This is a genomic window from Clostridium vincentii (assembly GCF_002995745.1).
Taxonomy (GTDB): domain Bacteria; phylum Bacillota; class Clostridia; order Clostridiales; family Clostridiaceae; genus Clostridium; species Clostridium vincentii.
Genome location: NZ_PVXQ01000013.1, coordinates 1 through 14654, shown reverse-complemented (window position 1 = coordinate 14654; position 14654 = coordinate 1). Strand labels below are relative to the sequence as shown.

Genomic DNA, 14654 nt, shown 5'->3' with positions numbered 1-14654 from the left:
AAATAGCCACCCATATTATGGGTGGCTATTTATATAAAATTATTTATTTGATTCTTTTATTAGCTCATTTAATCCATATAATTCTTTTGATCTAAGTTCTCTCCATTGACCTATTTTTAATTCTCCAAGAGTTATATTCATGATCCTTACTCTTTTAAGTGAAGTTACTTCATATCCTAAAGCTTCACACATCCTTCTAATTTGCCTATTCATCCCTTCAGTTAATATAATCTTAAAACTATTGGATCCCGCTTTTCTAACATAACAGTCTTTGGTTATAGTTCCTAATATACCTACCCCTGAGGACATCTTTTCTATGAATTCCTTCTTAATAGGATTGTTAACTTTAACTATGTATTCTTTCTCATGACTATTCCCTGCTCTTAAAATTTTATTTACTATGTCCCCATCATTTGTAAGTAAAATTAGCCCCTGAGAATCCTTATCTAATCTTCCTATAGGGAATATTCTTTTTTTATGCCCTATAAAATCAATAATATTTCCATTAATCTTCTTTTCCGTAGTGCAAGTTATTCCAATAGGCTTATTTAATACAATGTATACAAGTTCCTCTTCCTTTGAAATTTGTTTACCCTTGACTGTTACTATCTGATTTTTAGCAACCTTGGTTCCCATAGCTGCTACAAGTCCGTCAATTTTCACTTTACCCGCTTCTATAAGTTTATCTGCCTCTCGTCTAGAGCAGATTCCTGTTTCACTTATATATTTATTTAGTCTTATATCCCCAGCTCTATCTTCATGTATTATTATATTATTTTCCTTCATTTTTATCTTCCTTTTCCTAATCTGCAAGTTCATATATATTATGTAAATTGCCATCATTATTTATTTGTATTGATATGTCATTATCTTTAATATACTGAGCTGTTTCTTTAAGTATTCCATATTTCAAAGGTTCTCCTATTATGGTTACTACTATACCATCACCAGGAATCATTTTATCATTCTTTGCATACTCAATAAGCTCTTTTAAACCTATATCAATATTCTTATCCATAGGCTCCACTGATGAAATCATAGCGTTCCCTTTATCTGTCACAGTATGAATATATATTATTGTATTTCCTCTATTTAGCTCAAGCTTGATTTGTGAAGTACTACTAATTACAACAGTAGTTACTACTTTGTTATAATCTTTATACAATCCAAAAGAAACTAGCATTATAAGAATTATTGCAATAGCTATATGTAATTTATAATCAGTTACGCCCCTTTTCTTTTTTCCTTGACCTACTTCTCCTACCATTAGTTGTTCTGTTTTTTTTATTCTAACAAAATCCCCTAACACAGTCATAATAATAGCACTTTGTTCATTTACTTTTAATGCTAGTCCTTTTAAAATTCTTTCCTTTGTATTTTCATAAAGTGCTATAGTAGTCTTTTCTTCCTTTAATTCGATCTTCAAAAAATCTTGTATATATTTATAATTAGGATTTGATAGAATAATTATATAAGCTAATATATAATCCTGCCATATCTCCAAAAATGCTCTAGATGCCCTAGTTTCTCTTTCAAGTTTCCTTAAAGGTAATTCTTTTTTTTTAAATATTCTTTCAAGCATTTCTGTATCCTCAATTATATAATAAGCTAAGTTTAATATAACCGTTTTATTTTTATAGCTAGGGGAATGTCCCACTAAATCCTTTAATAATACCTTAAATAACAATAGTTCCTTTAGAAAAATGGCTATTTGCTTTTCCCTCAGCTTTACTGCCTTTTCTCCGATATCTACTATTGCTACTGTACTTACAAATGTATATTTATCTTTATTAAAATCTTTCAAGTTTTACCAGCCTCCAAAGCATTTACTATGAAATTTAAACAGTTAATACTCTATTAACTCTAATAATGCCAAATAATTTAATTCTTCATATATTATATTATACCATATCGAAAACTAATAAAGTTTTGTATACATGAGATTAAACCTAAATATATTATAGTATAGCTATTATACTGAAAGAGGTTTTATTATGAATAACAATGTTATATATGTTGATTTTATATTCACTCATAAAAAAGTTAGTTATCTAAACTATACATTCCTTTCTGCCTTTTTTTTAATATTTAACCACTTTAAGAAGCATTTCAATAATAAAAATAAAATTTTAAAGGAGACTCTTCCTAAAAAAAACTTTTATAAAGTATCTAATCACCTTAAACTATGATAAAATATTAAGAAAAAAAGAGGTGACGATATGAGAATAGGAATGGGGTATGATGTACATCGTCTTGTCCCTGGCAGAAAACTTATAATTGGAGGAGTTACAATTCCTCACCCCCTTGGACTTTTAGGACACTCTGATGCAGATGTTTTATTACATGCAATAATGGATTCCTTATTAGGCGCTGCTTCCCTTGGAGATATTGGTCGGCATTTTCCTGATACTGATGAGAACTTTAAAGGAATTTCAAGCATTAAACTATTAGAAGAAGTAGGGCACTTGATATCTGAAAAAGGTTTTGTAATTTCCAATATAGATTCCACTATTATAGCTCAAAAGCCTAAAATGGCCTCTCACATATCTTTAATGAGAGAAAATATTAGGTCTGCATTAGATATATCTGTAGAACAGATAAATATTAAAGCTACAACAGAAGAAGGGCTTGGTTTTACCGGAGAAGAACTAGGAATTTCATCTCAAAGTATCTGTCTTTTAGATATAAAATAAAACCTTTGAAGGATTTTCCTTCAAAGGTTCTTTTGTTCGCCATCACGAGTTGTTCCGAACGATATACTGCTATTTATTTATAAATTTGCTATATAACTTCTGTTAAACTTTTTTGTAGAATATTTTGAAACTTTTCTCCTACTAACTTATCCGAAGTTGCATGTTTACATATAGTATTCCATTCATCTATTGTAACTCCGATCTTATTTTCGAACTCTTCTTTATCATTTGTAATCATAGTTGACTCTACAACGAAATCTCCAAGTTCTACGGCACTTTTAAAAATTTTCATATATAAGAATTCTTGATTATTTCCAAACCAAGTTCTATTAAAGTCTCTAATAAATTTTGTTAATTCTGAAAACACTCTCTCTTTAGGTAAATCCCACATTTTAGCGACTCTACTATAATTATTTATCATAGTCTTTGCAATATCACTTGTTATTAGCCCTCTTTGTAGTCCACCTTTAATTATTTTTTCAACAGGTAATGCTGGTATCTTTGTTATCATCTTATTCTTACCATAAATCCATTTATAAAAGGCTTCTTGTAAAAAAGAATACTGTATATATCCTAATAATAATTTTACATCTGGAAAATACGCATAAATATTGTCTATTCCATTGTTTTTACTAAAAATAAGCGTATGAATGTATAAAGAATTCGCCCTTGGTGGAGCCTGCATAAACATATGCCCTCGTATAGTCTTATTTTCACTTACTACACTTTCCCAGTACTTAATAGAATTATAGTTTTGCCTCACCTACTATCACCTTTCTCCCTTTTATATAATATTATATACTGTATAATATATTATTTATTGTCTTTTCCTATATAGTATATTATACCTCTTTTTTAATTTTTATTCAATTACATTACAATGTATACCTTAACTTTATTAATATATACTGTTTTTTATTGTTTTTCTATTTCCAATAAATTGAATTAATAAAGCTTTTATTATATAATATACTCATAATAGTTAAGGAGGTTTATTATTGTTTCTCTGCGAAGTCTGCAACAAAAAAGCTGATATTCATCATATTGTTCATAGAAGTGAAGGAGGTTTAGATATAGAGATAAACTACACCTACCTTTGCCAGAAACACCATCGAGGTAAAGATGGTCCCCATCATTCTATTGAAACAGATATAAAATATAAACTGGAGCTACAAGATAAACTTTATTTTCTGCTTCCTAAAGAATATTATACTTTTAAAGAATTAGGACATATACTGGAAATCTCCATAAATGCTTTAAAAAGAATAACTAAAAATATTAAATTATATAAAGAAGGCTACAAAAAGGATCCTATTATATTAACTCTTATGGGCGGAACATTATATTCTAAAGAAACTTTAGATCATATAGAAATAAACCGTATTATGAACAATCTTTATTAATAGTATTAAGTTATTTTGGAATTTTATACAAAAAAAGAAGCAACTTCTAAAGTTACTTCTTTTTATTTGGTGCAGATGAAGGGAATCGAACCCCCATGCCCGAAGGCACTAGATCCTAAGTCTAGCGCGTCTGCCAATTCCGCCACATCTGCTTGTTGTATTATTATTATATACTTACATCCTAAAAAAAGTCAATATATTTATATCTTATTTGGATCTAGGATACTAAATTTTTCAATTCTCTTCATTAAATTATCTGCCTTATCTAAAAGGATATTTGAACTTGTTTCTAAATCAACACTACTTTTATTTAAATTTATAGCGGCTTCTATTACCTCTTCTGTTGAGGCAGAGGTTTCCTCAGACGATATGGCTATCTCCTCTATTATATTTACTATAATATTTTTACTATTTGATAATTTATCAAAATCATTCTTAATATCCTTAACCTTTGGAGCTATATCCCTAACTGAATCCGATATTCCATTAAAGGCTTGCAATGCTTTATTAACACCTTCCCTCTGAGATTTAAATTCAAGGTTAATCGCATCACTTGAGTCTACTACTCCTCCAATTCTACTTCTTAGTTCGTTTAAAATTCCATATATATTCTTAGAAGATGAGCTACTTTCTTCTGCAAGAGATCTTATTTCATCTGCCACTACAGCAAAGCCTTTTCCAGCCTCTCCCGCCCTAGCTGCTTCAATTGCTGCATTTAAAGCTAGAAGATTTGTCTGGTCTGATATTTCTTTAATTAAATCTGTAATGGCATTTACCTTTAGGATATGTTCGTTAATACTTTCTATTTCTTCAACTAACTTTTGAAACTTAATATTAAAGTTAGTTATCCCATTGTCTAAATTTTTCATATCCTCATTCCCTTGTATAGCTTCAACTCTAACCTCTTCTGCTTTTAAATTAATATGATTAATGTTATTATTTATACTATTTACTTTTTCACTAAAATAGTTAAGTTTTTCAACTATAATGGATAGTTCATTTGATTGATTTCCTGTTCTATCTGATACTTCTTCTATAGCTACAGTTATATTATTTGTTAATGCAAGTAAATCCACAGAAATATCTGATAACGCATTAGCATTAACTCTCACGCCTTCCGAAGTATCCTTAACAGAATATATCATATCCCCTATGGAATCTTTCGCCCTATTTATAGACTTACATATATCTGCTACCTCATCTTTTCCTTTCATATATTTAGGATTAATTTGCTTTGTAAAATCTCCATCTGCCATTATATGAACATACTCTTTTGTTCTTTTAAGAGGTCTTGCTATATTAATACTTACTAATATTATTACTATTGTTAATATTGCAACAACAACTACTGTAACAATAATACTAGTAATCTTTAATGCTATTAACTTTTCTAACAAATCACTTTTATCTATGGATATTGCAAGAGATAATCCACTCTCACCTACTGGAGTATATGTAACATATTTTTCAATGCCACCATATACATATTCATTAGATTCTGAAAAACCACTTGTCATATTTTTTCCTACATTATTTAAAGCTGTAAGATCTTGCCCATCTGCAGTAATAGATACTATGTTTTTGTTTTCCTTTACAAAACTCTCATCTTCATGGGCTATATAATTACCAAAACTATCTACAATAAATCCACTACCAGTATTCATAAATTTAATAGAACTCGTTATAGAGCCTAGTTGGCTACTATCTTTAAAGGCTACAATTACTCCTATATTTTCATTATTATCATTTTTGATGGCCCTAGAATAAGCAATCACCTTCTTTTGCAAAGTATAATCGTAATAAGGTGTTAACACTTCACTTTTCCCAGACATAGCTGCCATAAAATATTTTGTATTCTTGATGCTTTCACTCTTCCCACTTAAAAAGATAGCTTTTCCATCTTTATCAGCAATTGCAACATCCAAAGAGTCATTTACTTCAATTAAAGGGGTTACTTCCTTCATTCTTTCTTCTAATGATAAACTATCATTTTTAATTATTGTATTTTTCGATATTATATCTAAAATCTTAAATTCTTTATTAACTTGTTCAGTTACATTATTTGCTGCTATTTTATTCATTTCGCTCATTATATTTAAATTGCTTTCAGTTAAACTCTTACTTGCTGACTGGTATGCATAGTTTGAAAGGAATATACACCCTGCAATAAATATAGGAACTAATATTATTAATAATTTACTTTTAATACTTTTAAACATATAATTACCCCCTACCAATATTTCTAATATTAATAGTTTTTTGCAAAAATTATGTTTGTTTTTAGTTAAAAACAGGTTAATTTTATTAATCTGTTGACATATAAAATCAATATAATTATAATTAATACTAATGAATATACAAAATGATGACGAGAACAGTAAGTTAGCACTTCATTTGCAGAGAGAAAATACCTAGCTGAGAGTATTTTTAAATGAAATTAACTGAAAACCATCTCTGAGTGGCTTTAATAAAGTCCGTTTTTATCACGTTACGATAACCATAAGTGACCTATTTTATAGGTAATTAGAGTGGAACCACGGATAAACTTCGTCTCTATGTCATCATAGAGCGGGGTTTTTTTATTTTACAAAATATTTATTAACACATATTTGAAGGGAGATTTTAAAAATGATTAAAATAACTTTAAAAGATGGTTCTATTAAAGAATTCGAACCTGGAGTTTCAGTTTTAGACATAACAAAAGGTATTAGTGAAGGTCTAGCTAGAAATGCTTGTTGCGGTATTGTAGATGGTAAGGTTTCAGACCTTCGTCATATAGTAAATAACGATGCAGAGCTTAGTATATGCACCTTTGATTCTCAAGAAGGTAAAGACGCAGTACGTCATAGTATTTCTCACGTTTTAGCCTATGCTGTTCAAAGACTATTCCCCACTGCAAAGCTTGCTATAGGACCTTCTATAACTAATGGTTTTTACTATGATTTTGATGTAGAGACACCCTTTACTGCTGAAGATTTAGTAAAGCTAGAGGTTGAAATGAAAAAGATAATTAAAGAAAATCCTTCTATAGAAAGATTTGAACTTCCAAAGGAAGAAGCTTTAAAATTAATGGAAAGTGAACCATACAAGGTTGAGTTAATAAACGACCTACCAGAAGGAGAAATTCTTTCCTTCTACAAGATGGGTGACTTTACGGACCTTTGTGCTGGACCACACTTAATGTCCTTAAAGCCAGTAAAAGCAATTAAGTTACTCAGAAGTGCTGGTGCTTACTGGAGAGGAAATGAAAAGAATAAGATGCTTTCTAGGATTTATGGAACTGCTTTCTTAAAAAAGGCTGAATTAGATGTTCATTTAGAAGCTATAGAAGAAGCTAAAAAAAGAGATCATAACAAACTAGGAAGAGAACTAAAACTATTTATGACCGATGAAAAAATAGGTCAAGGTCTTCCTCTAATGATGCCAAAGGGAGCTAAAATAATTCAACTACTTCAAAGATGGGTTGAAGATGAAGAAGAAAAAAGAGGTTATCTTTTAACTAAAACTCCATTAATGGCTAAAAGTGATTTATATAAAACTTCTGGCCACTGGGATCATTATAAAGATGGAATGTTTGTTTTAGGTGATGAATCAAAAGGTGAGGAAGTTATGGCTCTAAGACCCATGACTTGTCCTTTCCAATATACAATTTACAATGCAGAGCAACATAGCTATAGAGATCTACCAATTAGATATGGTGAGACTTCTACTTTATTTAGAAATGAAGCTTCCGGTGAAATGCACGGACTTACAAGAGTAAGGCAGTTTACCTTAGCTGATGGTCACTTAATTGTTACACCTGAACAACTTGAAGAAGAATTCAAAGGTGTTCTTGAATTAATTGATTATATAATGTCTACTTTAGGTATCGCTGAGGATATTACTTATAGATTCTCTAAATGGGATCCTAAAAATACTGAAAAGTATATAAATAACCCTGCGGCTTGGGACCATACTCAATCTGTAATGAAGCAAATACTCGATCACTTAAAAATTGATTATGTTGAAGCTGATGATGAAGCTGCCTTTTATGGTCCAAAGCTTGATTTCCAATGCAGAAACGTTCATGGTAAAGAAGATACACTATTTACAGTTCAAATTGACTTTGCCTTAGCAGAAAGATTTGACATGACTTATATAGATAAGAATGGAGAAAAGAAACGTCCTTATATAATCCATAGATCATCAATAGGTTGTTATGAAAGAACATTAGCTATGCTTATAGAAAAATATGCTGGGTCCTTCCCAACATGGTTATCTCCTGTTCAGGCAAAGGTTCTTCCAATTTCAGATAAGTACAATGACTATGCAGATTCTGTTGTTAAATCATTAAAGAACAAAGGCATAAGAGTCGAAGCTGATTACAGAGCTGAAAAGATTGGTTACAAGATAAGAGAAGCTAGACTAGAGAGATCTCCTTTTATCCTAGTTGTTGGAGAAAAGGAAGCTGAATCAAACACAGTATCTGTAAGAAGTAGAAAAGATGGTGATGAAGGAAGTGTAGCTCTAGTAGAATTTGAAACTAGAATATTAACTGAAATTGCTAACAAAGAGATATAGGCTTAAATTTATTAATACCTAATTTAAAAAAATATTAATATTACTTTGTTTACACAAATTATATATTTATAATTTGTAAGCAATATAAAGACCAGCAAATTAATTTGCTGGTCTTGTTTTGTAGTATATTACTGTTTAAACTTGAAACTCTATATCACAAGACTACTCCTCAGATCTTTTTAGTGTTTTTTCTTTTACAACTACTGCCTGTTCGTATCTTGTAATTTTATCATCCAAACGTCCAATTGTTTTTTCCATATCTTCCATTTTTGCTTTAAGCAGTTTACGTTGTTCAATTAAAAGTTCTTTTCTTGCCTGACTGGTTTGATCACCCTGTTGAAACAGCGTAACATACTCAATCAATACTTCAATTGGAAGTCCTGCACTTCGCATACATTTATTAAATTCCACCCACCTGCAATTTTCTTCAGTATAATCCCTAATTCCACTTTTATTGCGGTTAACACGAGGAATCAGCCCGATGCGTTCATAATAGCGGAGTGTGTCCTGAGAAAGACCAAATTTTTCACATACTTCTGCAATCTTCATATGATTTCACCTCCTAATCTAAGTATATCATTTTCAGTTTACTCTAAATCAATAATTTCTCTCTTTTTAATTAAGCAGCTTATGGATTAAATTGCATGAAATTTAGTCCATCTCCCACTTATTATTTATATCCTACAACTTTGTGTGGTAAATATGGTTTTTCAAGATAAGTAATATTTGTACTTTATTTAAAATTGTTTTTATCCATTTTGTTACTCTTTAAAGATGTATAAAAAATAAGAAGTGAAAATTCCTTGAAAAAGAATCTTCACTTCTTATTTTTTTATATACGCTTTAATTTAATTAATATTACTCCAATACAGGCTGAATTATAGTTCTCTTTTCTGTAATTATAGAGTCTGGAAGAATATCATGGTCTTCCCTAGGAACCTTATCTATAATTTGAAGTTCATAAGCTAATGCTATTTTAGGAATGCCTTCAGCTATATATTCCATATACTTATCATAATATCCTCCACCATAACCTATTCTTCCTTTATCAATATCAAAGGCGACCCCTGGCATAATAATTAATTGAAGCTGATTTTTATCTATGGATTCCTTATTCTTATTCGGCTCTAATATTCCAAACTTATTTCTTTCTAATTCTTTTAGGGATGTAATTTCTACTGCATCCATAGTCTTAATCACCATATTAGTTCTAGGGACAAAAACCTTTTTTCCTTCCATTAAGAATTCTTCTATGTATTTTGCTGTATCTATTTCACTACCAAAACCTATATATATAAATATATTTTTACTTTTTTTATACTCCTCTGTCTCTTTTAACTTTCCTATTATAATTTTATCAAAATTTCTCTTTTTCTCTAAATCTAAAGAATCTCTTTTCCCAATAATATCTTTTCTTATTTTATTCTTCATAACTTACACCCTCATAATCTTAATGTTTTCAATATCTCTTAAAATTGCAGCTGCAGCATTTCTAGTACTGGAAGCTCCACCTATTATAGTTATATCGCCTAAGGTATCCGTCCTATAGTATATCCCTTTATTTTTCCCTTCCACAAAATATAAAGGATGTTCTTCATCTATTGACACTGGTGTTACCTTAACCTTTATATTACCTTTTTTAGTGAAAACCTTGCCTAATAATTTAATTTTCTTACCTTCCTGTTCCGCTTCTTTTATATCCTTAACTGTTACTTTAGTTATTCCTTCTATTTCTGCATCCTCTAGGGTCAGCTTTTTTCCCAGTAGGGCATTAGTTAATATTATCATCTTTATAGCTGTATCAAAACCCTCCACATCCATCTTAGGATTTGTTTCTGCTATACCTAATTCTTGAGCATTTTTTAGTGCCTCTTCATATTCTATTTCCTTAGTTCCCATTTCTTTTAATATATAATTAGTTGTACCATTTAACACACCTTGAATTTCTTCAATTCTAGCACCTGCACAATCAACCCTACCTCCAGTTATACTAGGAAGAGCTCCCCCTGTTGTACAGCCTATCCCAAGGGAAACATTATTCTTTTTAGCTAACTCCTTTAAGCCTAAATAATTAATTAAAATAGGCCCTTTATTTCCTGTTACAACATTTATCCCTCTATTTAAAGCTTCCTTTATATATGTTAATGCAGGTTCCCCTGTTTTCATATTTGTAGGAGTTAGCTCCACTAAAAAATCTATTTTTTCATCTATAACATTTTCAAAGTTTCTGCCTTCCATCCACTCCTCATGCTCTTTAATATTATCCTCAATCTTAATAACATCATTAATATCTAAGCCCTTAGAATTGAATACTCCCCCATCACTTTTTAGAATGTATTTAATGCTGCAATGGATATGTTTTTCCTCTAATAATCTTATAAAGGCTTTACCTACTCCACCGTACCCTATTAATCCTATATTCATTTAATATCCCTCATCCCTATTATCTTTATAGCTCTTGGCTGCTAATATAAGAGTATAATACTACTGCAATTGTTGCAATAACAACTGTACTTCCAATGACTATATAATTTGATAATTCTTTTTGTATGACAAATATCAATCCAAAAGGAATTATTACACTTAGCATTTGAACTACCATGGAAACTAAGGTTGCGCCACTTTGTTTAATTACAACTGTTTCAGACGTCCAGTCAAAATTAGGAAACTTTAAATTGGTAAAAATTCCAACAATGGCAATATAAAAGGAATACACTATTGGAGTTATGAATATCATAAGGGTCCCTAAAATACCTAGCCTTAATCTAATTGCTAGAACAATTCCTGATGCAATAACCGTTGGCAATAAGATGGTTAGATTAACTGCTATTTTACTATCGAAGATTGTCTTTGCCTTTATAGGCGAGGATTTTAATATCCATAAATTCTTGCCTTCCAAAGAAATTGCAGAGGCTGTGGTACAGCTTATTGAAATCATTGTGGCAATAACAAATGGTGCTGATGCTGAAATCATAGCTGAAATCCCCGGAGCCCCAATAAGAGTATCCAAATTTTCAACACCAAATATAGCAATAAAAACTGTTGCTATTAATAAAAGCACCACTCCAAAACCAGTATTCATTACATATATGGTTGAAGAAAAATAGCGTTTCAATTCTTTTTTGTACAAAGCTATAAAAGGAGATGATATTTCAAGAGACTTCATTTTATAATTTCTTTTTGTTTCATGGTTTGTTAGTGCAGTATTCATCTCATTATATTTCCATGATATAAGTTTAATAAATACATAAAACCAAGTAACGGAAATTAAAATAAATGCTGAAAATGCTAAAATATTATAATTACAAATAGCTTCTGTAAATATTCTAGCAATTGGGTAAGTCATATTTATTTGTTGCATCATGGCAGAACTTAGATTAGCCACATCCTCTACCTGTAAATTCTTAGAACTCATAGATAAATAAAAAAAAGCCAGAAAAAGTCCAAAAGACATCAAAATACTCAATAGGTTTTTATATTTAAACCTACATGAAATTGCTGTAATTATTGCTCCAAAAGTTGTTGCAATGGTCATTGGAATCAGGGGGATAATAAAAATGCTAATTATCATCATAATATAATAACTTGGCTCAGGTACTATATTTATTGCATAAATAATAGATGCTGGGATAATAACAACACATTCAAATAAAAAGTTTAAAACATACATCATCATAAACCTACTGGTGATGACAGCACTTGTTTTTACAGGTAATGACATAACCATATCATAATCCTTAAATCCAAATAATATGCCATTTGTTTTAAACATAGTAACCATGAGAGTGATAATACTTATTATCATCAACATATAAGCAGGAATAATTTCTACCATTCCCATACTAACTAAACCGTAGGCCATAGCAGCACTATATGCACCTGCACAAATTCCAACAATAATTATAGATACACCAAAAATAATTAGACTTCTCCGTTTCTTAGAATCCTTAGAGTACCGCAGCTCATTGATTCCAAAAAAGCTCATTAGTTGTACCTTTAAAAGTATTATCCAGCCATTACTCATGCTTAATTACCTCCATAAAAACCTCTTCCAAAGTACGTCCCTTGGTTAATTCTTCTGTTTTCCCACTGGCAATTAATTTACCATCTTTGATAATTGCAATTTTATCACACAATTTTTCTGCAACATCAAGTACATGGGTAGAAAAGAAAATTGCACTACCATCATGGCATAATTCGTGCATTATATTTTTTAAAGTTAAGGCAGCTTGAGGATCTAGTCCAACAAATGGTTCATCTAAAATTAAAAGTTTTGGCTTATGTACAAGTGCAGATATAATTGCAAGCTTTTGCTTCATTCCGTGAGAATAAGAGGATATCAAATCTCCTAAGTTCTTGGTGATTTCAAATAAATCAGCATATTTTTTTATACTTACTTCTCTATCTGATTTCCCAACATTAAAAATGTCACCAATAAAATTCAAGTATTGAATTCCTGTTAAATGCTCATATAAATCTGGATTATCAGGAATATAAGCAATCTTAGACTTACATAAAAGTGGTTCTGCTTTTATAGAATGACCCTCAATTAAAACCTCCCCTTCCTCGAACTCCATAACTCCTACAATAGCCCTAATAGTTGTTGTCTTTCCAGCTCCATTATGACCAATAAATCCATAAATATCACCTGCATCTATTGTTAGATTTAAATTATCCACTGCTTTTTTACCACCCTTAAAAGTTTTAGAAAAATTATTAATTATTAACATACTCCCACTCTCCCATATCTTTTTTAAGTTATATAAATTCCACTTTATTTTCATATATTAAACGTAAAAATTTAGAAAAAGTTCAATGAAAATTTATTTTTTTCCCTATAAAGGGTTTAAGCCTATATTCGCTATTCTTTAGTTCTCCGGTATAACCAACTTAATAGCCTTAGGAATAACCTGCATTATTAATCTGTCAGACTCTACAATTTCTCCATCGATATTAACTCTGAATATATTCTCACCTTCTATTTCAATTTGTTTTGCCCTATAAATTATGACCTCTTTAGATTCTGTATGTTTCGCTGTAGCTAATTTAGGTAGTAATCGAAATATTTTTAAAAGATTTGAATTTTCAACTAAACAAACATCTGCTAATCCATCATCAATCTCTGCATTAGGAGTTATTTTTATTCCTCCTCCATAACACTTTCCATTAGCTATGGCTAAAAGCAATACCTTACCATCCCAAATTTCTTTACCATCTAGTTTAACTTTAAGAGGTATTCCTTTTTTGCCAAATATGGTTTTAGCTACACTAAAAATATATGCCATATCTCCTTTAACAAGTTTCATTTTCTTAAATGCTATAGCATTATAAACAATATCGGCATCTAGTCCTACTGAAGCTATATTTAAAAAATATTTTTCATTTATTTTTATAATATCAACTAGGGTAGTATTGCCCCCAATTAATTTATGTAAGAAATCTTTTTTCTTATAATTAGGGTCAATAGTTCTTATAAAATCATTACCACTGCCTGTAGGTATAATAACTAATGAACTATCACTCCCCACAATTCCATTTACTACTTCATTAACTGTCCCATCTCCACCTACTGCATAAATAATATAATCTGATTCTGAAGAATATTTTTTAGCAATTTCTATAGCATGTCCCTTCCTTTTTGTTACTTCTATGTAATACTCTTCTTCTTTAAATAATTTTTTAATCTCTTGAATGTAATTTAATCCTTCTCCTTTTCCCGCTACTGGGTTTACTATAAACAAATACTTCATTTTTTCACCACCCCCACAATATTACTTATTAAGCTTTCCCGCTCCTATTTTGTGTAAAATATTATATAATATATAAATCTTAAAATGCATAAAAAAGAATCTAAACATAACCTTAAATAATCGTTAGAGTATAATTTTAGTAGGCAAAGGTAGCAAAAAAATAAAGGAGATGTAAAAACATCTCCCCAATACATAAATTATCCATTATAATTTTATTGCTAAGATAAAAAGAATGGAGTTGGATTTAT

At 30.1% G+C, this 14654-nt stretch carries 13 protein-coding genes, 1 tRNA gene and 1 other annotated feature; of the genes, 3 read left to right on the top strand and 11 right to left on the bottom strand.

From position 1 onward, the window contains the following. Positions 1–39 precede the first annotated feature (39 nt). Positions 40–819 carry a 23S rRNA pseudouridine(2604) synthase RluF gene (rluF, locus tag CLVI_RS07510; RefSeq protein ID WP_170065617.1) on the bottom strand — a complete coding sequence of 260 codons (780 nt, stop codon included), beginning with the start codon at positions 817–819 and terminating at the stop codon, positions 40–42. Continuing rightward, positions 803–1804: an anti-sigma factor domain-containing protein gene (locus CLVI_RS07505; RefSeq protein WP_106059504.1), complete on the bottom strand. Its 1002-nt coding sequence runs from the start codon at positions 1802–1804 to the stop codon at positions 803–805. Before CLVI_RS07505 ends, rluF begins: the two co-directional genes overlap by 17 nt. A 415-nt stretch (positions 1805–2219) precedes the next feature. Between CLVI_RS07505 and ispF the strand changes: the two genes are divergently transcribed. After that, entirely contained in the window at positions 2220–2693 is a 474-nt protein-coding gene (gene ispF, locus CLVI_RS07495) for a 2-C-methyl-D-erythritol 2,4-cyclodiphosphate synthase (RefSeq protein WP_106059502.1), read from the top strand. Between the two features lie 88 nt (positions 2694–2781). Here the strand turns inward: ispF and CLVI_RS07490 are convergent, their stop codons facing one another. Further along, entirely contained in the window at positions 2782–3456 is a 675-nt protein-coding gene (locus CLVI_RS07490) for a hypothetical protein (RefSeq protein ID WP_106059501.1), read from the bottom strand. Positions 3457–3691: 235 nt separating this feature from the next. Between CLVI_RS07490 and CLVI_RS07485 the strand changes: the two genes are divergently transcribed. Next, positions 3692–4096 (top strand): HNH endonuclease, encoded by a 405-nt coding sequence (locus CLVI_RS07485; RefSeq protein WP_106059500.1) that lies wholly within the window; start codon positions 3692–3694, stop codon positions 4094–4096. Positions 4097–4163: 67 nt separating this feature from the next. On the opposite strand, the gene CLVI_RS07480 is transcribed toward CLVI_RS07485, so the two are convergent. Further along, positions 4164–4248, bottom strand: a tRNA-Leu gene (locus tag CLVI_RS07480). Between the two features lie 48 nt (positions 4249–4296). Beyond that, a complete protein-coding gene (locus CLVI_RS07475; RefSeq protein ID WP_106059499.1) occupies positions 4297–6315 on the bottom strand; it encodes a methyl-accepting chemotaxis protein in 2019 nt (672 codons plus the stop codon). Positions 6316–6452: 137 nt separating this feature from the next. Beyond that, positions 6453–6654 (top strand) — a binding site (T-box leader). Positions 6655–6724: 70 nt separating this feature from the next. On the opposite strand from CLVI_RS07475, the gene thrS reads away from it, so the two are divergent. Beyond that, complete coding sequence (thrS, locus tag CLVI_RS07470) at positions 6725–8656, top strand: threonine--tRNA ligase (protein ID WP_106059498.1); 1932 nt, start codon at positions 6725–6727, stop codon at positions 8654–8656. Positions 8657–8818: 162 nt separating this feature from the next. On the opposite strand, the gene CLVI_RS07465 is transcribed toward thrS, so the two are convergent. The 6 genes from CLVI_RS07465 to CLVI_RS07440 form a co-directional block, all read right to left on the bottom strand. Further along, positions 8819–9205 (bottom strand): MerR family transcriptional regulator, encoded by a 387-nt coding sequence (locus CLVI_RS07465; RefSeq protein WP_106059497.1) that lies wholly within the window; start codon positions 9203–9205, stop codon positions 8819–8821. Positions 9206–9514: 309 nt separating this feature from the next. Next, positions 9515–10087, bottom strand: coding sequence for a 5-formyltetrahydrofolate cyclo-ligase (locus CLVI_RS07460; RefSeq protein ID WP_106059496.1), 573 nt, complete (start codon positions 10085–10087; stop codon positions 9515–9517). 3 nt (positions 10088–10090) lie between these two features. Beyond that, entirely contained in the window at positions 10091–11080 is a 990-nt protein-coding gene (locus tag CLVI_RS07455) for a homoserine dehydrogenase (protein ID WP_106059495.1), read from the bottom strand. Between the two features lie 25 nt (positions 11081–11105). Beyond that, entirely contained in the window at positions 11106–12680 is a 1575-nt protein-coding gene (locus CLVI_RS07450) for an ABC transporter permease (RefSeq protein ID WP_106059494.1), read from the bottom strand. Then, positions 12673–13386 (bottom strand): ABC transporter ATP-binding protein, encoded by a 714-nt coding sequence (locus CLVI_RS07445; RefSeq protein ID WP_106059493.1) that lies wholly within the window; start codon positions 13384–13386, stop codon positions 12673–12675. Before CLVI_RS07445 ends, CLVI_RS07450 begins: the two co-directional genes overlap by 8 nt. A 138-nt stretch (positions 13387–13524) precedes the next feature. Further along, positions 13525–14406, bottom strand: a complete 882-nt coding sequence (locus CLVI_RS07440) for a diacylglycerol/lipid kinase family protein (protein WP_106059492.1) — start codon at positions 14404–14406, stop codon at positions 13525–13527. Positions 14407–14654 lie beyond the last annotated feature (248 nt).